The organism is Pleurocapsa sp. CCALA 161, from assembly GCF_003003995.1.
Taxonomy (GTDB): Bacteria; Cyanobacteriota; Cyanobacteriia; order Cyanobacteriales; family Xenococcaceae; genus Waterburya.
Map to the genome: position 1 here is coordinate 102,792 of NZ_PVWF01000001.1, position 25,389 is coordinate 128,180.

The 25,389-nt window shown below is 40.1% G+C and carries 23 protein-coding genes; 14 read left to right on the forward strand and 9 right to left on the reverse strand.

Annotated elements, in window-relative coordinates:
- Positions 1-214: 214 nt before the first annotated feature.
- Positions 215-1,036: a response regulator transcription factor gene (locus C7B62_RS00465; protein WP_106232635.1), complete on the forward strand. Its 822-nt coding sequence runs from the start codon at positions 215-217 to the stop codon at positions 1,034-1,036.
- 46 nt (positions 1,037-1,082) lie between these two features.
- On the opposite strand, the gene C7B62_RS00470 is transcribed toward C7B62_RS00465, so the two are convergent.
- The 3 genes from C7B62_RS00470 to C7B62_RS00480 form a co-directional block, all read right to left on the reverse strand.
- Positions 1,083-1,526, reverse strand: a complete 444-nt coding sequence (locus C7B62_RS00470) for a VOC family protein (protein ID WP_233219741.1) — start codon at positions 1,524-1,526, stop codon at positions 1,083-1,085.
- A gap of 125 nt (positions 1,527-1,651) precedes the next feature.
- A complete protein-coding gene (locus C7B62_RS00475) occupies positions 1,652-2,413 on the reverse strand; it encodes a DUF2232 domain-containing protein (protein ID WP_106232637.1) in 762 nt (253 codons plus the stop codon).
- A 47-nt stretch (positions 2,414-2,460) separates the two neighbouring features.
- Positions 2,461-3,168 carry a Crp/Fnr family transcriptional regulator gene (locus C7B62_RS00480; RefSeq protein ID WP_106232638.1) on the reverse strand — a complete coding sequence of 236 codons (708 nt, stop codon included), beginning with the start codon at positions 3,166-3,168 and terminating at the stop codon, positions 2,461-2,463.
- Between the two features lie 425 nt (positions 3,169-3,593).
- Here C7B62_RS00480 and C7B62_RS00485 point away from each other — a divergent pair, with 425 nt between their 5' ends.
- Positions 3,594-4,274, forward strand: a complete 681-nt coding sequence (locus tag C7B62_RS00485) for a sugar transferase (RefSeq protein WP_106232639.1) — start codon at positions 3,594-3,596, stop codon at positions 4,272-4,274.
- Between the two features lie 65 nt (positions 4,275-4,339).
- Positions 4,340-4,888, forward strand: a complete 549-nt coding sequence (gene pgsA, locus C7B62_RS00490; RefSeq protein WP_106232640.1) for a CDP-diacylglycerol--glycerol-3-phosphate 3-phosphatidyltransferase — start codon at positions 4,340-4,342, stop codon at positions 4,886-4,888.
- Here pgsA and C7B62_RS00495 read toward each other — a convergent pair.
- The 3 genes from C7B62_RS00495 to C7B62_RS00505 form a co-directional block, all read right to left on the reverse strand.
- A complete protein-coding gene (locus C7B62_RS00495; RefSeq protein ID WP_106232641.1) occupies positions 4,837-5,772 on the reverse strand; it encodes an NAD-dependent epimerase/dehydratase family protein in 936 nt (311 codons plus the stop codon). The two genes, pgsA and C7B62_RS00495, sit on opposite strands and share 52 nt — an antisense overlap.
- A 437-nt stretch (positions 5,773-6,209) precedes the next feature.
- Positions 6,210-8,477, reverse strand: coding sequence for a PBP1A family penicillin-binding protein (locus tag C7B62_RS00500; RefSeq protein ID WP_106232642.1), 2,268 nt, complete (start codon positions 8,475-8,477; stop codon positions 6,210-6,212).
- Positions 8,478-8,613: 136 nt separating this feature from the next.
- Complete coding sequence (locus C7B62_RS00505) at positions 8,614-8,964, reverse strand: ferredoxin (RefSeq protein ID WP_106232643.1); 351 nt, start codon at positions 8,962-8,964, stop codon at positions 8,614-8,616.
- A 345-nt stretch (positions 8,965-9,309) separates the two neighbouring features.
- Here C7B62_RS00505 and C7B62_RS00510 point away from each other — a divergent pair, with 345 nt between their 5' ends.
- The 3 genes from C7B62_RS00510 to C7B62_RS00520 all read left to right on the forward strand — a co-directional run bounded on the left by C7B62_RS00510 (position 9,310) and on the right by C7B62_RS00520 (position 13,165).
- Positions 9,310-10,434, forward strand: coding sequence for a ferrochelatase (locus tag C7B62_RS00510; RefSeq protein WP_370303690.1), 1,125 nt, complete (start codon positions 9,310-9,312; stop codon positions 10,432-10,434).
- Between the two features lie 246 nt (positions 10,435-10,680).
- Positions 10,681-11,433, forward strand: a complete 753-nt coding sequence (gene menH, locus C7B62_RS00515) for a 2-succinyl-6-hydroxy-2,4-cyclohexadiene-1-carboxylate synthase (protein WP_255413968.1) — start codon at positions 10,681-10,683, stop codon at positions 11,431-11,433.
- A gap of 274 nt (positions 11,434-11,707) precedes the next feature.
- Positions 11,708-13,165, forward strand: a complete 1,458-nt coding sequence (locus C7B62_RS00520; protein ID WP_106232646.1) for a GAF domain-containing protein — start codon at positions 11,708-11,710, stop codon at positions 13,163-13,165.
- Between the two features lie 21 nt (positions 13,166-13,186).
- Here the strand turns inward: C7B62_RS00520 and C7B62_RS00525 are convergent, their stop codons facing one another.
- The gene (locus C7B62_RS00525) at positions 13,187-14,563 is read right to left on the reverse strand and encodes an MATE family efflux transporter (protein ID WP_106232669.1); all 1,377 of its coding nucleotides are present in this window, start codon (positions 14,561-14,563) and stop codon (positions 13,187-13,189) included.
- Positions 14,564-14,782: 219 nt separating this feature from the next.
- Here C7B62_RS00525 and ilvC point away from each other — a divergent pair, with 219 nt between their 5' ends.
- Both ilvC and C7B62_RS00535 read left to right on the forward strand, forming a co-directional pair.
- Positions 14,783-15,778 carry a ketol-acid reductoisomerase gene (gene ilvC / locus C7B62_RS00530; protein WP_106232647.1) on the forward strand — a complete coding sequence of 332 codons (996 nt, stop codon included), beginning with the start codon at positions 14,783-14,785 and terminating at the stop codon, positions 15,776-15,778.
- A gap of 131 nt (positions 15,779-15,909) precedes the next feature.
- Positions 15,910-16,146, forward strand: coding sequence for a hypothetical protein (locus C7B62_RS00535; protein ID WP_106232648.1), 237 nt, complete (start codon positions 15,910-15,912; stop codon positions 16,144-16,146).
- Positions 16,147-16,400: 254 nt separating this feature from the next.
- Here C7B62_RS00535 and C7B62_RS00540 read toward each other — a convergent pair whose 3' ends face one another.
- Positions 16,401-17,597 carry a pyridoxal phosphate-dependent aminotransferase gene (locus C7B62_RS00540; protein ID WP_106232649.1) on the reverse strand — a complete coding sequence of 399 codons (1,197 nt, stop codon included), beginning with the start codon at positions 17,595-17,597 and terminating at the stop codon, positions 16,401-16,403.
- Positions 17,598-17,993: 396 nt separating this feature from the next.
- Between C7B62_RS00540 and C7B62_RS00545 the strand changes: the two genes are divergently transcribed.
- Genes C7B62_RS00545 through C7B62_RS00555 form a run of 4 tightly spaced genes read left to right on the forward strand, consistent with a single transcriptional unit; the run spans position 17,994 to position 21,826 of the window.
- A complete protein-coding gene (locus C7B62_RS00545) occupies positions 17,994-19,679 on the forward strand; it encodes an ABC1 kinase family protein (protein WP_370303692.1) in 1,686 nt (561 codons plus the stop codon).
- Positions 19,663-19,872, forward strand: a complete 210-nt coding sequence (locus C7B62_RS25300; RefSeq protein ID WP_146132032.1) for a hypothetical protein — start codon at positions 19,663-19,665, stop codon at positions 19,870-19,872. Before C7B62_RS00545 ends, C7B62_RS25300 begins: the two co-directional genes overlap by 17 nt.
- Positions 19,869-20,594, forward strand: coding sequence for a Stp1/IreP family PP2C-type Ser/Thr phosphatase (locus C7B62_RS00550; protein ID WP_106232650.1), 726 nt, complete (start codon positions 19,869-19,871; stop codon positions 20,592-20,594). The genes C7B62_RS25300 and C7B62_RS00550 overlap by 4 nt, the downstream gene beginning before the upstream one ends.
- 53 nt (positions 20,595-20,647) lie before the next feature.
- Positions 20,648-21,826, forward strand: a complete 1,179-nt coding sequence (locus tag C7B62_RS00555; RefSeq protein ID WP_106232651.1) for a M20 family metallopeptidase — start codon at positions 20,648-20,650, stop codon at positions 21,824-21,826.
- A gap of 102 nt (positions 21,827-21,928) precedes the next feature.
- Here the strand turns inward: C7B62_RS00555 and C7B62_RS00560 are convergent, their stop codons facing one another.
- Positions 21,929-22,351, reverse strand: a complete 423-nt coding sequence (locus tag C7B62_RS00560) for a hypothetical protein (RefSeq protein ID WP_106232652.1) — start codon at positions 22,349-22,351, stop codon at positions 21,929-21,931.
- A gap of 260 nt (positions 22,352-22,611) precedes the next feature.
- On the opposite strand from C7B62_RS00560, the gene C7B62_RS00565 reads away from it, so the two are divergent.
- Together C7B62_RS00565 and C7B62_RS00570 are read left to right on the forward strand one after the other, a co-directional pair.
- Positions 22,612-22,794: a CsbD family protein gene (locus C7B62_RS00565; protein WP_106232653.1), complete on the forward strand. Its 183-nt coding sequence runs from the start codon at positions 22,612-22,614 to the stop codon at positions 22,792-22,794.
- A gap of 267 nt (positions 22,795-23,061) precedes the next feature.
- Entirely contained in the window at positions 23,062-25,386 is a 2,325-nt protein-coding gene (locus tag C7B62_RS00570; RefSeq protein WP_106232654.1) for an ATP-binding protein, read from the forward strand.
- The last annotated feature ends 3 nt before the right edge of the window (positions 25,387-25,389 follow it).

The following is a 25,389-nucleotide window of genomic DNA, read 5'->3' on the forward strand; positions in this document are numbered from 1 at the left end:
TTGCAGCAATCAGATATTATTAATATTTATGAAATAAATTGAATACACAGGCAAAATAACTAGTTATTAAAATGTGTCCAGCGCTTAATCTGCTTGAAAAAGGTAGTTGTTTTTACTATTTTTCAGACTAATCTTTATGAGCTAATTTTCCAATAAATCTATAAGTCTATAAGTCTAATTTAGTTTCATTGATATATTTATTATTTTTGTTGCGATGACTACAGTTTTAATAGTTGATGACCTAGGCAGTATTAGAGAATTTTTGAAAATCAATTTATCTAGTGAACCAGATCTGAAGGTAGTTGGTTTAGCCGATAATGGTCAAGGAGCGATCGCTCAGACAGAAGAACATCAACCAGATATTATCCTAATGGATATTAATATGCCAGGGGAGATTGATGGGATAGAGGCAACAGAGAGAATTGTAAACCGTTTTCCTCAGAGCAAGATTTTGCTCCTGACTACCCAAGATGATAAAAAGCAGTTGGAACGCGCTCTTAAAGCAGGGTCTAGAGGCTATATTCTCAAAAATACCAGCATTAAAGATCTGGCTAATATCATTCGTTTAACAGAAAAAGGCTTTTTTCAAATTGGTCCTGTATTGGGTGATTGGGATGGCACACTGCATCAGGTTGCGCAGGTAGGCGCTGGAAATTTAGAAATAACTAAAATCGGTGGAGCAAATGCCATCATGTCTCATGATTTTGATTATCCTCTAGAAGCTCGTCAAACTAAGCAAATGAATCATTCTCTGTCTAACTTCAGTGCAGAGCTGGTGCAATTGCAGGCAACGATTAAATCTCAAGAAAATACAATTATGAATCTGACTCATCAATATTCTCAGGTTCAACAAGAAATCAACAGTAAATTCAGAAACAAGCGCTCCCCAGGCAAAAATCTCAATTCGATTTACTATGGTTCTATCTTCACCAAAAGCCGATCTCAAAATCAACGTCATCTTTTGTTTATTGGCAGTTTTTTCTTGGGAGTTATCAGTGTAATGTTTTTGATGCTGCTCGTTATGGTAATCGGCTAAATATAATTAACCTCAGTTCGGGTTAAGAACATTAATCGGTGGAGGTTTAGTTGCTTAAGGCGGTGTCACCAATTAACTTAGATTCCCTTGCGCCAAAAATTACTTCAGGCTGACTGTAATATTTAAATTCCAGCAAATTATAAAATGGATCTTCGAGAAAAAAGCAGTGATGCTCTAAAGGCTGATGGGGAAAACGCAACTTGGGAGGGTGATAAAAGGTAATATTTTTTGCTTGAGCGCGATCGCATAATTGTTGCCAAGCTGATTTAGTCGGTAAGATTAAACCTAGATGTCGAGGATAAATTCCAGGCTGTCTGGTCAATGGGTCTTGAGTAACATGACCGACTAATTGAGTACCGTAAAAATTAAAAATTACCGCTGATTTATTTTCACGACCAACTGCACAACCTAAACTATCGGCATAAAATTCCTTAGCTCGAGCCACATTATCTATAGGAATAGCTAAATGAAAAATAGCTGTAGTCATCATAATTTTAAAGCTAGCAACTATAAATGTAGTTGAGGCTTATATTCTAGCTATTTTCTGGCTTGTGTGAAGCATTAATCAAGATTCTCATCTTACTTTTTCTGGTTGTATTAAAATTATCGCCCTGATTAATAATCCAGTAACACTCTAACCCACTCAGGAGGAGGAGGAATGGGATTATCTAAGCGATCGAGCAACATTAATGCCACCAGGTGTACGGCGAACAAATAAACTAAGTTCTGAACTATGACTGAGCCAATCGCTAAGGTTTGAATCAAAGCAAAATTTGGTTGAGCCAAAATTCCTAATTGAAAAAATCCCCAATCGAGTAACTTAGTAATGTTAGTAATTACATATACCCAGAGATTTTCGCCAATGAGAATCGAATTGAGCCAAAACCGAAAAAACAACCCTAAAGAGCCAATCACAGCGCCTGAGACAATTGATACGAGCCAACTCAGGCGACGCTGCCAACATGTTCCTAACGCTACTCCCATCAATCCATAAGGCATCAAAAAAAACAGACTACGGATAGGTCCCATTAAGACCAACAGCAGCAATGAAGATACAATTGCTGCCATCCAAGCAGCACGATTACCCCGCCTCAAATAGATCAAGGCGATGGGAATGGGGAAAAAAATTTTGAGAACTGGACCTACAGGAAAATAAAAGTTTATTAGCCAAACCAAACTGGCTGTACTAGCTAGAAAAGCAGTTTCGACCATCACTACTGTATCAGTAGTAACTTTAGTCTGTTTGCTAGCTTTGGTTGGCAAGGACACTGGATAAGTATGAGTTACCTCAGCATCCTCTTGATCGACCCAATTAATTTCGTCTTCATCAACCTGATTTGTAACGTCAGACAATGAATCTTTGTAGTCTTTGGACATAGTAATTTGATTGGCTAAACCAAAGAAATATTGGAGGTTTGAATATACTAGCAGATAGTGTCTTCTAACGCTGGTAAGTTAGGAATACGCATAGAATCGGCATTCCTTTCAATTAAACCTTTTTTTTCTAGCTTAGTTAATACTCTGGTCACAGTTTCTCTGGCTAATCCGCTGAGGCTGCTAATTTCACGGTGGGGTAAATTGGGAATTTCCGTACCTCGATCGCCTGCGGTTCCTTGTCCTTCCACTAAAAATAAGATGGCATCAGCAACTCTAGAGATACTGCTAGCTTCTCGCAGTTGTAGCCGTCGATTCACTTGGCGCAAACGCTTTGCCATTAGCTGAACTAACTGAACTCCTGCCATTGGTTCAGTGTTAATTAAGTTAACAAAATCTTCAGCGGGAATTCTTCCAATCAATGTTTTGGTTAGAGAAATAGCATCCGTAGAACGAGGCATCTTGTCCATTGCTGCCATTTCACCAAATATTTCTCCTCTACCCAAAATATTGAGGGTAACTTCTTTGCCATCCAGATTATAAGTACGAATTTTTACCCATCCTTCGAGGATAAAATACACCGATCCGCCCCAATCATTTTCTAGTAATAGTACCTGATTAGGCGGATGAGAAATAGTGACAAAATGAGCAGCTATTTTATGAATACTGTCTTCTGGTAAATCAGTCATAAATGGAACTAATTGGATTAATTCATCATGATTGATATTAGACTCTAAATAACGAGATTGATCTTCCATGGAGAGTTGAGCTTACAGTTCTCTAGAAACATCTCCTTTGTATCATTAAAAAACGAATAATACCTTTAGTGAATATAGCTAGAAGAGATATAATTTCTTTTTCGATATCAGTAATACACAGTAAATCTAATCTTTTATTTCTAGCTTTAAACTAAATCTAACTATTTTAATTAGCCTAAATTACCATCTAAAAATTAACTTTGGTATAACTTATTACTGAAGCTTATCAATGCAATAACCATCTATTTAAAGATTTTTTAAATTAAATAATATCTGGTCTTCAAAAACATGATATTTTTCGGTAAAGATTTGGTAAAGAGACTCTTTAATCCTGGTATTTAAGCATCTTGAACAAATAATATTGCATAAAGAACATTGTCAAATTGTATTGATAATTAAACTTATTTTATTTAATTCTTTATTTTATGACTTCTCCTGCTAATCTTTATCCCAGAAATACTAGTACTAGGGTTCAGCCTTTGCGGGTAGAACGCCAAGTTCATGCTTCCGTGGTTAGCAAAACCAAACGAGCATTAGATATATTTGGTGCAATCGTTGGCTTGATGATTACAGGTTTGATTGCTATTCCCATTGCGATCGCCATGCAGTTTGACGATCCCGGTAAAATATTTTATAGTCAAACTCGCTGTGGATTTAGCGGTAAGCCTTTCACAATTTGGAAATTTCGCTCGATGATTGCTAATGCAGAGCAAAAAAGACATTTAGTTGAAAACCAAGCAATAGGACATATTTTTAAAAATGAAAACGATCCTCGTGTCACACGAGTAGGTCGTTTCTTACGTCGCACGAGCATAGATGAGTTTCCTCAGTTTTGGAATGTGCTTAAAGGTGAGATGAGCTTGGTTGGCACTCGACCACCGACAACTGCTGAAGTGGCCATGTACGAAGATCATCACTTTGAGCGCTTAAAAGTAAAGCCTGGGATTACAGGTGAATGGCAGGTTAGAGGTCGTTCAGAAATATTAGACTTTGAAGATATTGTCCGCCTGGATCTTGAATATCAGCAAAAATGGTCTTTCTTTTACGATCTTAAGTTGATTTTCCAAACTATCGCTGTCGTTTTGGCCCGTAAAGGAGCTTGTTGAATTGGGAATCTGGAACACACTATGATAAAACTTCCAGGTTTTACTCATCAACTGGTCAATACTTTATGAATCTACCAACTTGGATTACTCTATCTCGCCTGTTAGGACTGCCTTTTATTCTTTATCTACTCAACTACCCCACAACAGACAATCGTTGGCTCTGTGTGGGGATTTTTGTCGTTGCCGCTGGAACAGATTGGGTCGATGGTTATCTGGCTCGTCAACTCAATCAGGTGACCGAATTAGGTAAATTTCTCGATCCTCTAGTTGACAAATTATTAGTCTTAGGTACTTTTTTGGCATTAATTGAACTGCAACTTGTACCTGCTTGGGGAGTATTTATTATTTTAGCTAGAGAATTAGCGATCGCTGGATGGCGAGTTAATCCCAAACTAACAGGTAATGCCAGTATTTCAGGGGCAAATATCTGGGGAAAACTCAAAACCGTCATGCAAATTATCGCGATCGCTTTTTTAATTGCGCCTCTTTCTGCCGAATGGGTCACCACAACCAGCATTTTGTTTTGGCTAGCGGTAGCCTTAAGCCTTATCTCTGGCTGGATTTATATTGCGCCCAATATTTCATCATCTAAAGAAAAATCGATCTCAGAGTGATCTCTGCCTGATGCGAGATAGTCATGCTGGAAAGAATCTTTTAAACCAGATACCAGGTCATATTTTGGTTGCCAATCCAAGTCGGTTTTTGCCTGCTGGATGTCAGTAAAGAAGTGCTGTTGACGCATCGGGAAAGCCTTGCGTTTACCAAAGTCAAACTGAGCAGGATCGTAATGAACTAGTTGAATTTTTTCAAGAGATTTTCCCGCAGCCTCGGCACAGGCATAAGCTAATCCATCAAAAGTCACGTAGCGATCGCCTGAAAGATTGTAAATTTTGTTAATTGCAGTTTCATTGCCTAAAATCTTTGCCATGGCGATCGCCAAATCTTGAACATGACCAAACTGAGTCATATATTTACCGTTACCTGGAATAGGTAACGGGCGATCTCGGACAATACGATCAAAAAACCAGGCTTCTAAATCGTTATAGTTTTGAGGGCCGTAAATATAACAAGGGCGTACCGATGTCCAGGGAATACCTGATTCAGCCAGATATGCCTCGGTGTGATGTTTACCCTTATGGCGACTATTAGGATCGACAGGATCGCCTTCTCGGTGGGGCATTTGCTCAGTGGGGAGATATACCCCCGCCGAACTTACATAGACAAAATGCTGAAGCTGACCATGAAAGATTTCTACCAGAGGTTGAGTGTCGCTTAACTCTCTACCGTTGTTATCAAAGATGGCATCAAAGTTTTCTGCTGATAGTTTTTCTTTAAGTTGATTAGTATCTTTGCGATCGCCTTGAATCTGCTTGATTCCTGTTACTGGAGTAGGATGATTACCTCGATTAAACAAAACCACCTCATGTCCCTGTTCAACCAAAACTTTTGTGAGATAAACTCCAATAAAACGAGTCCCCCCCATAATTAAAATTCGCATGACCTACCTCTTTTAGCACTAACACTACATCCTAAAACGTTGCCGACCATTGTGGACTATTTTAGAGGGATCAACATCTTGATCTAACTTTTAACTTGTACGGGCGAACGCCCTCAAGGATTCCCTAAAGGGTATATGCGAAGCGGGACGCGATCTGCGGAGCGGTATCTCCAACTATGCGACTTGTACCGCTTAGTTCGGTAGACAAGTCCTTTAGGACGTAAGGAGCTAATCCTTATGCGAAGCGGCTTGCACTTATCGCATTGAGTGTATCCTAAAGGATACCTTCGGACGATGCCCAGCTTATACTAAAGGATACCGCTTCGCATATGCTTTAGTATAAGCTGAGTCTAACGACTTGAAGAGCGCAATCGCGTCGCCGTTCGTCCCTGACCTGAGTTTTGACTTAGCCAATATCTTTAAACCCTGCAAGAAATCTAATTATTAACTGCCTGTTTCATATATTTTCCCCACAAACTAGCTGCTTGATAGCTACTACCACTAGTAGGAGAGTTATCATCATTTCCTAGCCAAATCCCTGTTACCAAGTCTCGATCTGGGAGATAGCCAATAAACCAAAGATCGACGTTTTGATCTGTTGTCCCAGTTTTACCTGCTGCACCCTGGTCGATATAAGCTGCTTTCCCCGTACCTTCTTCTACTGCTATTTGCAACATATCTGTTAGCTCATCGGTGACATCTTGAGCGATCGCATCATGATAAGTCTCTTTGTCATCCTCATAGGTATAAATTACCCGACAAGTATCGCTTTTTTTAGAATCTTTGCAGTCACTACCATCCAAAATACGGTTAATAGCATGGGGTTTATTCCAAATACCGTCATTAGCGATGGTGGCATAAGCGCCAGTCATTTCTAGTACAGTCGCTTCACTTTGCCCGATCACCAATCCAGGAGCTTCTGTGAGGGGGGAAGCTACGCCAAATCGTTGCGCTACATCCATAACCTTTTGCAGCCCGACCTCTTGGGCTACTCGCAGGGCAACAACGTTTTCTGACTGAGCTAAACCCTGGTATATATCAATATCGCCACTGCTGCGCTCACAACCCCGATATTGCTGTCCTTGCCAAGATAGAGGCGCACAAGAATATTCTGTATTGGGATCTATGCCCTCTTCAAGAGCTGCGGCATAGGCAAAGATTTTAAAAGTTGAACCAGGCTGTCTTTTTGCCTGTACTACCCGATTAAATTGACTTTCTCCGTAGTTTACGCCTCCAACTAAAGCCAAAATATTACCGTTTTTACGATCCAATGTTACTACTGCCCCTTGAGCATACCCGAGGCGATCGCCGTCATTGCTAATAGAAGATTCTAGAGATTGTTCCGCTTCTTGTTGTAAGGTAGGATCGAGGGCTGTTTCGATAATAAAATTACCTTCCTCCGCTACGTCTGAACCTAATAATTCTTGCAGTTCATCGATGACGTAACTGTAAAAATAGGGTGCTATAGTACTGGAGAAACTTTCACGAGCGCTAGGACTTACTTCAATACGCGATCGCCTTGCCCGATCTGCTTCTTCTTTATTTACCATGCCTAGTTTGACCATGCGATCGATAATACGGTTTCGCAGAGCGATGGCAGTATCATAGTCTTTAACAGGGTTATAGGCATTAGGTGCGGGCAAAATAGCCACTAAGGTTGCTGCTTCTGAAAGATCTAGATCCTTTGCCGACTTGTCAAAATAAAACTGGGCTGCATCTTCAAAACCATAGCTACCGATACCTAAATAAACTCGATTGAGATAGGTTTTTAGAATAAAATCTTTGCTATAAAAAGTTTCTAGTTTTAAAGCTACTATAGCTTCTCGCAGTTTTCGTCCCGCTGTGTTTTGTCTGCCAACTTCAGCAAACAGACTACGAGCTAGCTGTTGTGTCAAAGTACTTGCACCTTGACGCAATTCAGAAGATGTGAAGTTAATGACTAATGCCCGCGTCACACCAATGGGATCGACGCCAAAATGCCAATAAAAGCGACTGTCTTCCGAGGCGATCGCCGCATCGGGTAAATAAGGGGAAAAATCTGAGAGTTTTTTTAGCTCACGGTGAGTATTATTGCTGGCGGTAGGATTAATCGGAGTTTCACCATCTTCGGCATAAACCACAATTGGCAGAGTCGATTCTTGAGGAATTGGATAGACAGGTACTTTAAACCACTCAATACTCAAAAATAATAATAGCAGCCCCAATATGCCCACCAAACTATAAAGACAATAGCGGAGCAAGTAGATCCACCAAGGAGGCGGATTAAAATACTCGACAGTCACCCCCGCAGCCAATTCTGGAGGGCCCAGGGTAAAACTTTCTCCATGAAACAAAGATAGAGTTTGCAGACGACGTTTACCGCGATAGATCCCATTAGTAGATTTTTCGTCCTGAATAATAAAAGACCTGGGCTTTTTACGGTTTCTTTTAATAGTCAAATGAGTTTGACTAACGACAGGGTTGCGGATACTAATATCACAGCGAGAACTTCTGCCTAAAGTATAGCGATCGCCCACCAACGGATATTTTTGTTTTTTGCCGTTCGCTTCTTTAATTCTCAATTCTGGGGTTACTGTCCCTGATTTAAAATTGGCAGCATTAAAATTAACCTTAGACTGAATTCGCTGCACTACTTGAGTAACAGCTTTACTAATAGGTGATTTAGCATTGTCGTTGTCACCATTGGCAGGAGGTTTACTAGTCATTGAGTCAACTCGCTTCAAGAACACCAGAATGGTAAATTATCCTAATTGTAAGAAATTTCACCACAGGTTGATTTTGCCAGTTAATCTTCTTTTTGTCTGTTTTGAAATTAATTTGAAATTAAATGACACAGCCCAATCAAGATCGCTGAATTGATTGATGAAATTTGGAGTATAACATTGCCTTGACAGGAGATTTACCAATAATGTGTTGCTGAATTACAGTTTCAACTTCCTCTGGATGAACTTGGGAATACCAGGTTTGGTCTGGTTCAACCACAACCATTGACCCATTACCACACTGTCCTAAACAGGGAACAGACATCAGTTCGACATCAGAAGGTAAGTTTTGGGCAAAATTATCCCAGACAGCTTCTGCTTGATATTTACGGCAGCTACGCCCGCGACATACCACTACTTTTGCTGTTGATGAGGTTGATGAAGATGCTGAACTTTTAGCGATCGCTGGTAACTCTATTTCTGACGTCATTACTGCACAATTAAAGTAAATATAATTTTGCTTTTAGTTACAATAGTTACAATTCTGTCAATTTTAAAACAGCTTTCGGAAGATATAATTCGCCTTCACTTTAGAACTTCAGATCGGCAAATTCTTAACTGAATTAATGAAATATTTAATTTATGCTGCTAAATCTTAACTTTTTCAATACCCCAGGGGGGCATTTAGGTAAAATGTGCTAGCTTAATTAGTAATCAGGAATTGGATTTTAGTTTATCTCTGCAAAATACGGCATATATCTCCTCTAAATCTGACTCACAACTTAATTCAACTTATTAAAGGAAGTAGTAAGTGGTTACAATCCCTCATCAATCAATATCGACAGTTCATGAGCATCACCATCATCATGAATCTGAACATAACCAAAACAATCGAGTAGCCGTATTATTAATGGGCTATGGCGAAGTGGAAAGTTATGCAGACTTTGCTAACTATAACGAACAGGCACTCAATCTTTTGACGGCTAAATTTGCCCCTGTTCCTACCTGGATTTATCCAGCGATCGCTAAATTATTAGCAATTTTTGATCTTCATGAGTGGAGTCATCAGCACAATAATTTTATTTCCCCTCACAACGCTATCTTTGAAGAGCAAAGAGCAGGTATTGAAAAAGAACTTCAAGAAACCTGGGGAGATAAGGTAACTGTTTTCAAAGCGTTTAACTTTTGTGCGCCTCATTTGCCTGAACAGGTACTAGCTGAAATTAAAGAGCAAGGCTTTGAGAAGATTTTAATTTATCCTTTGCTAGTAGTGGATTCTATTTTCACTAGCGGTATTGCTGTCGAGCAGGTGAATAAAGCCTTGGCACAGCAAGCCGATGGGGATGCTCATTGGTTGAAAAGTTCTCGCTATATTCCTTCCTTCTTCAACAAGCCAGAATATATTGATTTAATGGCGCAGATGGTGGAAGAAAAAATTGAGGCAGAATTAGCTCAAGGGCATCTAGCTTCGCAAATCGGCATCATTCTCATGAATCATGGTTGTCCCCATAAAGCCAAGGGATTTACTTCAGGTATTGACGAAAGCCAAGCTATGTATGAATTGGTCAGAGAAAAACTGATTGATAAATATCCGCTTATTTCTGTCGGTTGGCTCAATCACGATACCCCTTTAATTGAGTGGACACAGCCAAATGCTAAACTAGCTGCTCAAAACTTGATGGAGTTGGGAGCAAGCGCAATTATAATGATGCCCATTGGTTTCGCGACTGAAAACCACGAAACTCTGCTAGATGTGGATCATATTATCCATAGCCTCCAGCATAAGCATTCTGACGTTACCTTTATTCAGATGCCTTGCGTCAATAGTCGTCCTGAATTTATGCACATGGCAGCGGAGTGGGCAAATCCTCAGATTGAAGCTTTGTTAGGGGAGTCTGGAAATACAGTCAATCCTCAGCTAGCTAAAACTCAAGCTACTCATCACCATCATCATCACTAAACCTTCCCTGTAAATTATCTTCGTTTAAATTAGATAGTTTTTAGCTTTTAGCTCTTAGCTTTAGAAAACTAAGGTAAACAACACAGAGATGGCAGGGGTGAATGATCATTCACCCCAACAATAATTATCGATCATGTTTGCAAATTAGGCTGATATTATTTATCAACTACTAACTAACTATCAACCAAAAATATTAATTTAACTCAATTTAACTATGTACTGAAGGGAGATCGCCATCAACCAACGATCTTGTTTTTGCATGGTTTTATGGGAAACTGTGATGATTTTGCTCAGGTTATTAGTAACCTGGAGGAGTTTTGCTGTTTGATGGTAGATTTACCTGGTCATGGTCAGACTACAGTACAGCAGGATAGTGATTATCAGATGCCGAATGTTGCTCAAGCACTAGTTCAATTATTAATCGCGCTAAACATTAAGCAATGCATTCTGGTGGGTTATTCGATGGGAGGCAGAATTGCTCTTTATCTAGCTATTCATTTTACTCAGTATTTTCAGGGAGTAATTTTGGAATCTGCGTCCCCAGGATTGTCTATTCAGCTAGAGCGCGATCGCCGCATAGCTCAAGATTTAAAGCTGGCAGAGCAGCTAGAGACATCAGATTTGGCTGATTTTATCCAACAGTGGTATGGCAAGCCTTTATTTGCATCCTTCGTGGGACATTCTGATTATCCCCAGGCGATCGCCAGAAGACTATGTAACGATCCATACAAGCTAGCCAAGTCCTTACGATTGATTGGATTGGGGATTCAGCCATCACTATGGAAAAGTCTGCCAAAAATACAAATTCCCCTGCTGCTAATTGTGGGAGAGTTAGACACCAAATTTGTCCAGATTAATCAAATGATGGCTAATTCCTGCCCTCATGCCACTCTACAAAGCGCTAATAATACTGGACACAATGTTCATTTTGAAGATCCCTTCCAGTTCACTCAACTCCTTAAAGATTTTATTGCCAGATTATCTTCAACAATTGACTAGTAGCAAACATTTAAGTATTTCATATAACTACATGTTTCAATTTTGGTTAAACAGCTGATTTTAAGCGATTTTTTGTTGATTTTGCTTTAAATGTACAGAAGATATTTTTATTCAAATAAGTTAAGATCCTCAGTAGTAACACATAAACATAAAAGTAACAAATATATCTTTATTCTTGAGGAAGTAGCATCGATTCCTTTATAACTAGTTCAAATGTTCTGCTTTTTAGGGTAGACAAGACATTTAACAATATTAATAATTATTAATAATCAAGATGAATATGCAACCATCATTATCTTTGACGCAGTTATCATCTAACGGTTCGGTAGATGGCACAACTTTGCTCGATTTGAGCGAACTGTTGAGTAATCTACGTGAGGCTAAGACAGAAGCAGATATTCTGCAAGCGGGAGTGAAGATTGCTTACCGAGCATTGAAATGCGATCGCGTCGTTGTCTATAGTATGCAACCAGAATCTTACTGTAAAATCGTGGCAGAAGCTGTCACTCCTGGTTACACTCAAACTTTAGGTAGGACGCTCAAAGACCCTTGTTTTGAGGCGAGCTATATTGAAAAGTATAGTAAAGGTCGAGTCCGAGCAATTACTGATATTCATAAATCGGGGATGAATCCCTGTCATATTGAAAGCCTCGAAAAAATTGAGATTAAATCAAACTTAGTTGTACCAATTGTCCGTCAAGATGATTCCCTGTACGGATTGCTGGTTATGCATCAATGTTCGAGAACTAGAGAATGGCAACAGTTAGACGTAGAATTTGTTCTCCAAATTTCTAGCTGGCTGATTACAGAACTTGCGAGAAAGCATTATTATGCTAGTTTAGAGTCGCAGGTAGAAAACGCCAGGCAAGCTAGACAGCTAATCACCACAGCAACACAAAAAATTAACCAAGCCCTAACTAGTCAAGAAGTTCTTGAGCAGAGTGTATCACAGGCAAAAGAAATAATTAATTGCGATCGCGTGGTGGTTTATGGACTACAAGCAGGAAATATGGGAGAAATTGTCGCTGAGGCAACTATTCCTGCTTTAGCTTCGATTTTGGGTAATGTCATTAAAGATCCTTGTTTTGAATATCGTTATTTGGAGCAATATCAAAGTGGAAGGATTCGGGCAATTCCCAACATTTTTGAAGCTGGCATGAGCAATTGCTATGTTGATAATCTTGTCAAAATAGGTGTTAGATCTAATTTGGTTGCACCGATCAATTGGGACAACGGGAAAATTTATGGTTTGCTAGTAGCTCATCAATGCTTTGATTTTAAAGACTGGCAGCCAGACGAAATTGAAAATTTTAAAGAAATAGCTTTTCATACCGGATTGTCTTTATCCAAAGCCATCATTAAAGAACAATCTCATACCATTGAAGCAGGACTACATCAACTAAATCACGTTAAGGACACAGTTAATTTGGCAAAATATAAGATAGAGCAGATTAAACAGCCAATGCAGGATACTGGTAAGGTTTTAGTTGAAGTCAACAATCTCAATAAGCTGTTAGAACGAGAAATCGATCAGATTAATCAAAATGCCTCGGCACAGACGAAAAAAGATACCAAGTTAATGCAAATTATTGCTCGAAAATTAATTTCAATCACCTCAAGACTCAGAGGTTCTTTAGGCATAGTTAATACTAGTGGTAATGAAGCAAGACTATTTTTAGAGGAGGCAATCGAGCATATTGATGGGAACAAATCTGATTTGGTTGATTTGTAGTTATAGTTAAAAATTAACAAACTATTTAGCGATCGCTTTAAATCTCAATCGACTAATAATCTGGATTAAGCGGACTAAAAACAAGAGCGCGGCGATCGCCAAACCAAGAGACTGTCCGATCCATAAGCCCTTTCCTCCCATGCCGTAATTAAAGCCCAAAATATAGCCCGTAGTTAAACCAATACCCCAAAAAGCAGGAATACTCAAGAACACAGGAATTTTCGTATCCTGGAGTCCTTGGAGTGCGCCATAAATAATTTTTTGCATCCCGTCGAGGATTAGTGCCACTACTCCAATAGTTAGCATTGGCACGGCCAGTTTAATTACGGCTAAATTAGCAGGATCGTTCAAGTCGAGATAGAGTCCGATAACTAATTGAGGAAAAATACAGATAGCGATCGCCATTCCCAAATTAAATATTAGTCCCAAGACAATGCTTAGATAAGCAGCCTGTTGAATCCCGATTAAATCTTTTTTGCCCAAAGCTTGTCCCACTCTAATAGTTGTAGCGTAGGAGATGCCCAAAGGAATCATAAAGATAATCACAATAGTTTGTAAGACTATTTGATGAGCAGCCAAAGTTTCTGTACCCAATGCACCCATAAGATAAGTAACTACTGCAAATAGTCCTGACTCCAAAGCGATAAAGATGCCAATGGGTGTGCCAAGCTGAATTAGCTGGCGAAAGATAGCTAATTGAAATTTACCTAGCTGTGCAAAAAGACAGTAGGTTTTAAGTCGTGGATGTAGCATTAGATAAATCAGCAAAGTCAAAAACATACCCCAGAAAGTAATGACGCTGGCGATCGCTAAACCCGCAATTTCTAAACTAGGAAAGCCAAGTTGACCAAAAGCCAGTACATAGTTACCAACTATATTAAATATTGTCCCGCCCATAACAATAAACATCAAAGGACGAGGATGCGATAAACCAGAGATAACTCCGCGTAAAAGCATAAATCCCAAGAGCGGAAAGCAGCCCCAAACCATGATGTCTAAATAGGTGCTGGCAAGAATAACGGTAGCAGGATCTTGCCCAATCATTAGTAACAGGCGGTCTAGATTGGCGATCGCCATGGCGATCGCCATCGTTAAAATTAAGACTAGGTAAAATCCTTGACTGGTAATCTTCGCAACTTGATGCTTCTGCTGCGCACCATCAGCCTTGGCAATCAATGGCGTGACAGCCATGACTACTGCCCCAACTATACTGGTTAGAGTCATAAAAGTAATGCTTGCCAGCCCTCCTCCAGCGAGAGTTGATGCTCCTAAACGACCCATCATTAAAGTGTCAAAAAAACCAGTAAGAGCCTGGGCTAGTTGAGCGCTAGCTAGAGGAATGGCTAAGTGGAGCAGTTTTTTACTCTCCTGATAAATTGAACTGGTTGTTAAAGTCAAAAGCAAAGCTACGCTGTTCTAATATTAAAAGTATGATTGCCAATCACATCAACTTAGTATAGATGGCTTAAAATACAATTTTCATCTATTCCCTAATCTCCCTACTTATCTTATCTATAGACAAAATCTATTGTGCTTATCGTATTCATTGTATTTTCTGAACCAACCTAAAAAAACTATAATAATCAGGCAAGATTTAACAATGCTGGAGAAACTCTTATGGCGCGGATGTATTACGACGAGGATGCCAATCTAGATCTATTAAAAGATAAAACGGTAGCAATTATTGGTTATGGTTCTCAAGGACACGCTCACGCACTTAACCTCAAAGATAGCGGTGTTAATGTCATTGTTGGTTTATATCCTGGCAGTAAATCAAAAGCCACCGCAGAAGCAGACGGGCTAACAGTTCATTCTGTAGAAGATGCAGCCAAAGCAGCAGATCTAATTATGATTCTGCTACCAGATGAAGTCCAAAGACAAGTTTATACTCAACAGATTGCCCCACATCTTAGTGATGGTAAAATCTTAGCCTTTGCTCACGGGTTTAATATTCACTTCGGGCAAATTCTGCCTCCTCAAGGTGTAGACGTAATGATGGTCGCTCCCAAAGGGCCAGGACATCTAGTTAGACGTACCTATACTCAAGGACAGGGTGTACCTTGCTTATTTGCCGTGTATCAAGATGCTACAGGTCAGGCACGCGATCGCGCCATGGCATATGCTAAAGGTGTCGGTGGTACTAGAGCAGGTATTTTAGAAACTTCCTTTAGAGAAGAAACTGAAACTGATTTATTTGGGGAACAGGCCGTACTTTGTGGCGGTTTAAGTGCCTTAATCAAGACAGGGTTTGAAACTTTGGTAGAAGCTGGTTATCAGCCAGAACTAGCTTATTTTGAATGTCTGCACGAAGTTAAGCTAATTGTCGATCTAATTGTGGAAGGCGGTTTGGCTAAAATGCGCGACAGTATTTCCACTACAGCAGAATACGGCGACTATACTCGTGGTCCGAGAATCGTCAATGAACAAACCCGCGCTGAAATGCGTAAAATTCTGCGAGAAATTCAGCAAGGAGATTTCGCTCGCGACTTTATTTTAGAAAATCAAGCTGGGAAACCAGGCTTTACAGCAACTCGCCGTTTAGAAGCAGAGCATCCCATTGAAGAAGTGGGCAAAGATGTTCGCGCTCACTTTAGTTGGTTGAAAAACAATTAAGCTGGATTTTCAACGTTGCTCAATCTGTTTTTGCTCAATGGTAAGATTTCTAGATTGAAGACTCGGCGATCGCAATCTGCTATGATCGAACCAAGATAGATTTGTCTTTGTAAATTTAGCTATTGAGCGAGATGGAATGTGCAATTATTAGTCGTGCAGGACAAGTCTTGGCTAGAGGAAAACTAATTCTCCAAGCAGGAACAGACGGCACTCGCTTAAATTTAGAAACTAGAGGTGGCAAGCTAATTGAAGGTGGTTTGGTTGGCGAAGATGGAGATTTGGGTGCAGCCAGCGCAGTCTTATTTGAAAACTGCTTTGCAACCTGGCGGATGACGGGGTTAACTCTCCAAGTAGTTATTAGCTCTTAGAACAACTCAACTAAAGAGTAACAAGTAATATAAGTAATAAGTAACGAGTCCTAAAGGACAAAGGCTTGCCCTAAAGGGTACCGCTGCGCATAAGCTGTATGTAGCTTCGAGACCGTAGGGAATCCTTTAGGGCAAATATTAGTTATTCTGATTTCATCACCAAATTTTTACGCAGAAATTAAACATTACCTTTGCCAAGCGGATTTAGTATGACTTTTAACTTCTGACTTCCATTACAGATAAACCTGCGGAAATTAATTGTAATGACTAGAGGCTGCAACTACCTTAGTTAAACCCTTAATTAAGCGCTCAATTCCTTCTTTAGCCGTAGATAGTGACAGGCTACCATAAGCTACCCGCAGATAACAGCCCTGCTTCATGCCAAAAGTACTCCCAGGAATTACCGCCACCCGATCTTGCTCAATGAGCCGTTTGACCAGTTCAAAATCATTAAGATCTGTGTTGATTTTAAGGAAAAAATAAAATGCGCCAGTGGCAGGAGCGATCGCACAAATATTTTTAATTGACTGTAATTGCTCGACGACAACTGTACGTACTTGAGCAATCTCGATTAGATGTTGCTGACAATAACTTTTGCCTGTCTTTAATGCGCCTATTGCTGCATATTGAGAGACGACGGGAGGACAGATCAGGTTAGTATCCTGTATTTTTTTGATCGGCAGCAAAAGATGCTGCGGAATAACCTGATAGCCAATGCGCCAGCCAGCAAAACCATAAGCTTTGGAAAGACTAAACAGAGAAATTGTATGAGCTGCACTATGGGCAAAACTTCCAGGTGAAATATGCTCAACACCTTCATAGGTAAAGTATTCATAGGCTTCATCGCTAATATGATAGATACCACGATCCCGACACAGATCGTTGACTGCCTGGAGGCTTGCTCGAGAATAAACTGCTCCTGTTGGATTATTGGGGGAAATAGTCACAATCGCTTTGGTTTTAGCGGTAATTCCTTGGGCGATCGCCTGAAGATCTAACTGGTAATTGCGATCCGTATTAACCAACACGGGATGACAGTTGGCCATGGTAATTGCCATTTCATGATTAAAGTAATAGGGAGTATTGAGGATAATCTCATCTCCTGCCTGAGTAATCGCCAAAATAGCGTTGAGAAAACCCATATTGCTACCTGCGGTGACCACAATGTCGTTTTGCTCGGTAATTTCAATTTGATTATCGAGAGCCAGTTTTTGGGCGATCGCGCTTATTAATGGTTCAATCCCTGTTACGGCTTGATAGAGATGATTGCTGGGCTGAGCTAAAAAAGTTTGCAGTGAGGCGATCGCCTGGGGTGGAGGGGGATAATTAACTACCCCCTGTCCTAAAGAGATCGTTCCAGGATGATTACGAATTAGTTCACCCACCACAGGAATTAGAGGTAGCTGTACCCAATCCATGCGCGAGTTAAAATTATTGGTAGTTGCTGTCATTGAGCTTATCTGTATTTCTAGCTTATTGGAGTGAAAAAGAACTACCATGCTAATAGTCCCTAGACTATAAAGTCAGTACTCTTATACTAAATTAGTCGCCTAATCCAAATTCTATTAGGCTTTCTAGCAATCCTGGCAGTGCTTTCGTGTCTATGTTTTTAACTGTTAATTCAGTGGCAATTAACCAAGTGGGGAAATCTTCCTCAGTTTTTTGGTCGATAAGTCGCTACTATTTAGATTAGTTAATCATAGTTAACCAGATAACATAATAATTAATTTTTTGTCATAAACTCTGTGTCTCCTGCTTTTCCCAATCAAAATTCAACAGATTACGGTTCAAGTAAGTCAGATCAACCATTGTCAATAGCAGTTACGCCCCAGCCCAGCGAGCAAAAACTGGTCGTGCCAACTTCTGGTAAGTCCTATCGCTGGAATCGTCCCAAGTACTCGCGGAATCGTCGCCGCTTCGACATTTGGGTGTTTGCATTTGCGTTTTTATTTAGCAACTGGCGCAATGGTCGCAAATGGACTTACCCAGGCGGATTTACCCCTGAAAAACAAGCAGCAAGACGCAGATCTCAAGCAATTTGGATTCGGGAGACTTTTCTGGATCTAGGTCCTACTTTTATTAAGCTAGGTCAGTTGTTTTCCACACGTGCCGATCTTTTTCCTCTAGAGTACGTAGAAGAATTATCCAAGCTTCAAGATCGAGTTCCCGCCTTCGATTATGAGCAGGTCAAAGAAACTATTGAATCTGACTTTGCCAAACCAATTGATAAGCTCTTTTCAAGCTTCGATCCAATTCCTTTGGCAGCGGCTAGCTTAGGACAAGTACACCGAGCCAAGCTATTCAATGGTGAAGACATAGTTGTTAAAGTACAGCGACCAGGATTAAAACAGCTTTTTACCATCGATCTGGCTATATTACGTCAGATTGCCCGTTATTTCGATAATCATCCTAAATGGGGTGAAAACCGCGATTGGATCGGTATTTACGATGAGTGCTGTCGAATTTTGTGGGAAGAAACCGATTATCTTCTAGAAGGACGTAATGCCGATACTTTTCGGCGCAATTTTCGCGGTGAAGATTGGGTCTGTGTCCCCAGAGTTTACTGGAAGTATGCTTCCCCTAGAGTACTTGCTTTAGAATATCTGCCTGGCATTAAAATCAGTCATTATGAAGCAATTGAAGCTGCTGGTCTAGACCGCAAGCTCTTGGCGCAGTTAGGGGCAAGAGCTTATTTACAGCAAATTCTTGGTGGAGGCTTTTTTCATGCCGATCCTCATCCAGGAAATCTTGCTGTTAACGCCGATGGCGCACTTATTTTCTACGACTTTGGCATGATGGGGAAAATTGAAAGCAACATTAGAGAAGGTCTAATGGATACCTTAGTTGGGATAGCCCAAAAAAATTCTGACAAGGTAGTCAATTCTCTAATCAATTTAGGAGCATTAGTACCCACAGGGGATATGAGTTCGGTACGGCGTTCAATTCAGTTTATGCTGGATAACTTTATGGACAAGCCGTTTGAAGAACAGTCGGTAGATGCAATTAGTGAAGATCTTTATGAAATTGCTTACGGACAACCATTTCGTTTTCCCGCCACCTTTACCTTTGTAATGCGAGCCTTTTCTACTTTAGAAGGTGTCGGTAAAGGTTTGGACCCCGAATTTAACTTTATGGAAGTAGCTCAACCTTATGCAATGAGGCTTATGACTAATAGCAATGGCTCGAATGGCGGCACTATTTTTGATGAATTAGGCAGACAAGCAGCTCAAGTGGGAAGCGCAGCCTGGGGACTACCTGGACGAATCGAAGATACAATAGATAAGTTGGAAAGAGGTGATTTGCGGGTTAGGGTTCGTTCCCTAGAATCAGAGCGAGTCATGCGTCGTTTAAGTGCGGTTCAGTTAGGAACAAACTATACTATTTTGTTAAGTGCTTTTTTAATTTGCGCTACTATCCTTTTGGTTAGTCAATTCAAGATCTTGGCAGCGATCGCTGCTACTATTGCTTTAGTGCCTGGATGGGCATTATGGCGAGTACTCAGGCGTCTTGATCGGATTGACCGTATGTTTTAAACAGATATTATGGGTTGAATCGTACATAGTACATAATAGTGGTGTTCAGCGGTTACTGAAAATTCGTCGTCTTCAGACCAAGCAATCTTTGACCACTTTCCGCCGTCAACCACAAGTTCAGCTTTTTCAAGGCAAGGAACGGTTGACTTTATCTTTGATTTTTAGCATCCAGACTAATATTTATAGTTTATGAAACGTCAATTTATCGGTCTTACAGACACAGGTATTGTAAGAACAGCCAACCAAGATAATTATTTTGTTGATGATGAGCTGGGGCGTTTTTTTATTGTCGCTGACGGTATGGGCGGTCATGCTGGAGGTGAACAAGCCAGCAGAATTGCCACAGAAATAATTTATGCCTATCTGCAAGAGAATTGGGATTCCCCTGTTGAATCAGACGTACTGCTAAAAGAAGCGGTAAATAAAGCCAATCAAGGCATTATCCAAGATCAACAAAATCATCCTGAAAGGGGAGACATGGGTACTACAATTGTAGTGCTAATATTTCGAGATGAGCAACCACTGTGCGCTCACGTTGGCGATTCTCGTCTATACCGTCTACGAGGCTCACATCTAGAGCAGATTACCGACGATCATACCTGGGTGGGGATGGCTCTCAAAAAAGGAGAAATTGATGCGGAACAGGCAAAATTTCATCCCTGGAGACATGTTTTATCTCAATGTTTAGGACGAGAAGATTTACAGCACATTGAAATTCAAAAATTTGAGGTGCGAGCTGGCGATCGCCTGTTAATTTGTAGTGACGGTTTAACCGAAGAAGTGACCGATGGACAAATTGAAACTGCTTTGACTAACCTGCAATCTTGTCAAGCAACAGCTCAAGAGCTAATTGATGCAGCCAAGGCAGCAGGAGGGTCTGATAACATCACTATCGTTATCGTCGAACAAGAATAATCAGAATCATCGTTTTAGCCCAGCTAGGCGATCGCCATTAAAACTAAATGTAAATGCTTGCTGAAATTAAAGATATTGCCCAAAAATTTACCCCCAGATTAATTGAAATTCGTCGTCATCTTCATGCTCATCCTGAGTTAAGTGGCAAAGAACATCAAACTTCGGCTTATATTGCCGGGGTCTTATCCTCCTGTGGCTTAAGCGTCAAAGAAGCTGTCGGTAAGACAGGAGTGGTGGGGGAGCTAGTGGGTAAGGGAAGCGATCGCCGAACCTTGGCAATTCGTACCGATATGGATGCCCTGCCAATTCAAGAACATCTTGAGCTAGATTTTGCCTCGGCTAATCCTGGAATTATGCACGCCTGTGGGCATGATGTTCATGCCACCTTGGGTATGGGGACAGCAATGGTGCTATCTCAACTCTCGGATAGTCTGCCTGGAAATGTGCGCTTTCTATTTCAGCCAGCGGAAGAAATCGCCTTAGGGGCGAAATGGATGGTGCAGGATGGTGCTATGAATGGTGTTAATGCCATTTATGGGGTGCATGTCTTTCCCTCGATTCCTGCTCGTTGCGTGGGTATTCGCTATGGTGCTTTAACCTCCGCAGCAGATGAATTAGAGATTCTCATTCAGGGAGAGTCAGGACACGGTGCGCGTCCTCATCAGGCGATCGATGCCATTTGGATTGCTGCCCAGGTAATTACGAGCTTACAGCAGGCAATTAGCCGTACTCAAAACCCCCTGCATCCGATTGTCTTATCATTGGGACAGATCGAGGGGGGAAGAGCGCCGAACATAATTGCCGATCGCGTGACAATGAAGGGAACAGTGCGATCGCTTCATCCTGAAAGCTATGATAATCTACCTCAGTGGATTAACAATATAGTTCAAGGAGTATGCCAAACCTATGGTGCAAAGTGCCAGGTTGATTATCGTCGCGGAGTACCTTCTGTCCATAATGACGACACTTTAACCCAAATTATTGAATCGGCAACTCGTGAAGCCTGGGGAGACAATAGCGTACAAATTTTACCAGAACCTTCTTTAGGCGCGGAAGATTTCTCGGTTTATCTTGATAATGTCCCTGGCTGCATGTTTCGTCTAGGGGTAGGACACGGCAATAAAATCAACTATCCTCTTCATCATCCTAAATTTGAAGTAGACGAGGATGCAATTCTCACGGGAGTAGTAACGATGGCCTACGCTGCTTATAAATATTGGCAGATGGCATAAATATATATAAAAGATCAAAGATGCGATCGCCTAATTTCTTCTCTCAAACTGAAACAAACAGTTTAGCTGAAGAAAAAAGATGGCGATCGCATTTATTATTGGTTAATTACTAAAAACATCTTTGATGTTATCAACAGTGCTTTCAATAATATTTTGAGTTTTATCTACTGCTTTTTTAGTTCTAGCTGCATCTTTATCTGCTTTATTTTCAATGCGATTAGCATCTTTTTTAGCTTTGTTTTCTAGCAAACTATCATTGTCTGTTGCGCGATCGACTTTACTGGCATTTTTATTAGCAGTTTCTTTGACCTTTTCTTTCGTATTTTCAATAAAACCTTTACTTCGATCGAGATCGCGATCGGCTTTATTTTCGACGCGATCGCCTAGATCTGCTAACATTACAGAATCAGCCATAGCTGTATCATTAGCTATAAACATACCCTGCCAAACAAAAGCGATAGTTAATAGACTTAAGATACTTGTGGCTATCCAGCGTTTAACAGATGAAAATTGTTTTGCGTGCATAATTTACCTTTGTATAATACTTAACAAGATTTAGATTTAGCATCCTAAGTTGTACCTTATTTAGTAAATGGCTAAAATCGCTCTTTAGATATAAATTTGGTCAATAGTTATAGTTAGCAAAATAAGCGCAATGCAATTAAGTTGAGTAATCTTCAATAGCAAATTTTTCAGTTTACAACTTTAGACAGATAAAGTTTGTATAAAATTTATCTAATATTGTAGTTAGTTAAAGATAAAATAATTTGCGGAGATAAATTATTATGAGTGCAGAAGATAGAGTAAAAGCCACAGCTAAAAATGTCGAAGGCAAAGCCCAAGAAGCTTTAGGTAAAGTAACTGGCGATCAAGGAGATCAAGCCGAAGGTAAAGCAAAACAAGGCGAAGCATCTACTAGACATGCTGTTGAAGATGGCAAAGACGCTGTTAAAAAAGCAGTTGACTAATTGTAGTTAATTTAAAGCATAAAAAAGAATAGACTTATTCTATTTTTGTCTTTAAGTAGAAGTAGCGAAATGATTCTGTTTGTAAAAAAGCAGAATCATTTTTGTTAATAGTTTTGAAAATTGATTAAGGGAGATCGCTTTTGTCTATTGAGGATAATATTTTTAATTAATTATGCAGTAAATAATCAAAGATTATTCCAATTCGTAGCAAAACTAGATCAATTCTTGCTCTACAATAAATAACTATCATCAAGTTTTGAGCAATCTATGTCATCCGATTCATCTCCCAATATTTTGGCAGTGACTACCGACGCTAATTTAAAGAGTGTCGATCTGACAAATTGCGATCGCGAACCAATTCATATTCCTAACTTAATCCAGCCTCATGGGGTGCTGTTAGCCATATCTGCCGACACATATAAGATATTACAGGTAAGTCTTAATCTTAAAAAGATGTTGGGAGTTGAGCCACAAACATTACTTAATAAGCCCTTAACTGAGTTACTGGGAGAAAAGCAGGTGGCCACCATTGAGCAAGGTTTAGCGGGAAACTTTGATTATGTTAATCCATTACCAATTAAGCTGGGTGGCAATAATCAGTCTACTTTGCACTTTGATGGAATTGTACACCGCAATGGAACAATAATTATTTTAGAATTAGAGCCAAATTTACAGGCTGAAAAAGCTAATTTTGATGATTTTTATCGGTTAGTTAAACGCCCTATCAACAGAATTCAAAGAGCTAATTCTTTAACAGAATTGTGTGAGGCGATCGCTCAAGAGATAAAATCAATCACAGGATTTGATCGCGTGATGGTATACCGCTTTGATGACTCAGGCGCAGGAACAGTAATTGCTGAAGCAGCAGAAGGACATTTAGAACCATTCCTAAATTTGCGCTATCCCTCTACAGATATTCCCCTACAGGCAAAATATCTTTATACCCTCAATCTTTTACGTCTGATTCCCGACGCTGCTTACGAACCAGTGGGCTTAATTCCTCAATTTAATCCTATAACTAGTGATCCTTTAGATCTTAGTATGTCAGTTTTGCGGAGCGTTTCGCCTCTGCACATTGAATATTTGAACAACATGGGAGTAACTGCTTCCATGTCCATCTCTTTGTTGAAAAACAAGCAACTTTGGGGCTTGATCTCCTGTCATCATCATACGCCTAAAAAAGTCACCTACGAAATTCGGACTGTCTGTGAATTTATCGGACAAATATTTTCCTCTGAGTTAGCTGCTCAAGAAGATAGTCACAACGCTGACTATCAAATTAAGCTTAAATCGATTCAATCTCAATTTGTTGCTGATATTTCTCAAGCAAAAGATTTGGAGACAGGTTTGACCCAGAATCCTCAACAGTTATTAGATCTAGTCGGTGCTGCGGGAGTCGCCTTATGCTTTGGGGAAGACATAATGGTAATTGGTAATACTCCCGAAAAATCAGCTATTGTAGAATTGCTTTTTTGGTTAGAAACCCAATTTAACGAAGAGGTAGTTTATGAGACAACTCATTTAGTCGAAGTCTATCCAAGGGCAGCAAGCTATACAGGAGTTGCTAGTGGTTTATTGGCTTTATTGATCTCTCAGGTAGAAAAAACCTTCATTATCTGGTTTCGCCCAGAGGTAGTGCAGACAATAGACTGGGGCGGTAATCCACATAAAGCGGTGGAGATTAAAGAAGATGGGACATTGCGCATGTCTCCGCGTAAATCCTTTGCCAAGTGGCAAGAAACTGTTATGAACAGGTCACTTCCTTGGCTAGCGTGTGAGCTAGAGGCAGCTTTAGAGTTGCGTAGCTCTATTGTTGGAATTGTCTTACGCAAAGCCGATGAATTAGCACAGGTAAATAAAGAATTATCTCGCAGCAATGTTGAACTAGATGCTTTTGCCTATATTGCCTCTCATGATCTTAAAGAACCCCTCAGAGGCATCTACAATTACTCTAGTTTTTTAATAGAAGATTATGGCGAAATACTTGGTGAGGAGGGTGCTGATAAACTAAATACTCTCATGCGACTAACTCACCGCATGGAAGATTTAATTAACTCTTTACTGCACTATTCTCGCTTGGGCAGATCACAATTGCAGCTAAGACCAATAGATCTCAATAATTTGATGGCTGGAGTTCTAGATGTGATTAAGGCAAGCACCAGAGATACTCAGGTGAAATTTAACATTCCTCGACCTTTACCAACCATAAGTTGCGATCGCACCCAGGTCAACGAACTGTTTACTAACTTAATTAGCAACGGCATTAAATATAATCAGCAGGTCGAAAAAGTCATCGAAATTGGCTACTTAGATACTACAGACCCAGTAGCACTGGAAAAAATGCGGTCATATCCCAACAATACTCAACTGAAAACTATCTTTTATGTTCGCGACAACGGCATTGGTATTCGTGACAAGCACCTAGAATCAATTTTTCGGATTTTTAAACGCCTCCACGGTCAAAACAAATATGGTGGGGGGACTGGTGCAGGTTTAACCATTGCTCAAAAAATTGTGGAACGGCATGGGGGAGAGATTTGGGTTAAATCTATTTACCAAGAAGGTAGTACCTTTTATTTTACTCTGCAATAATTT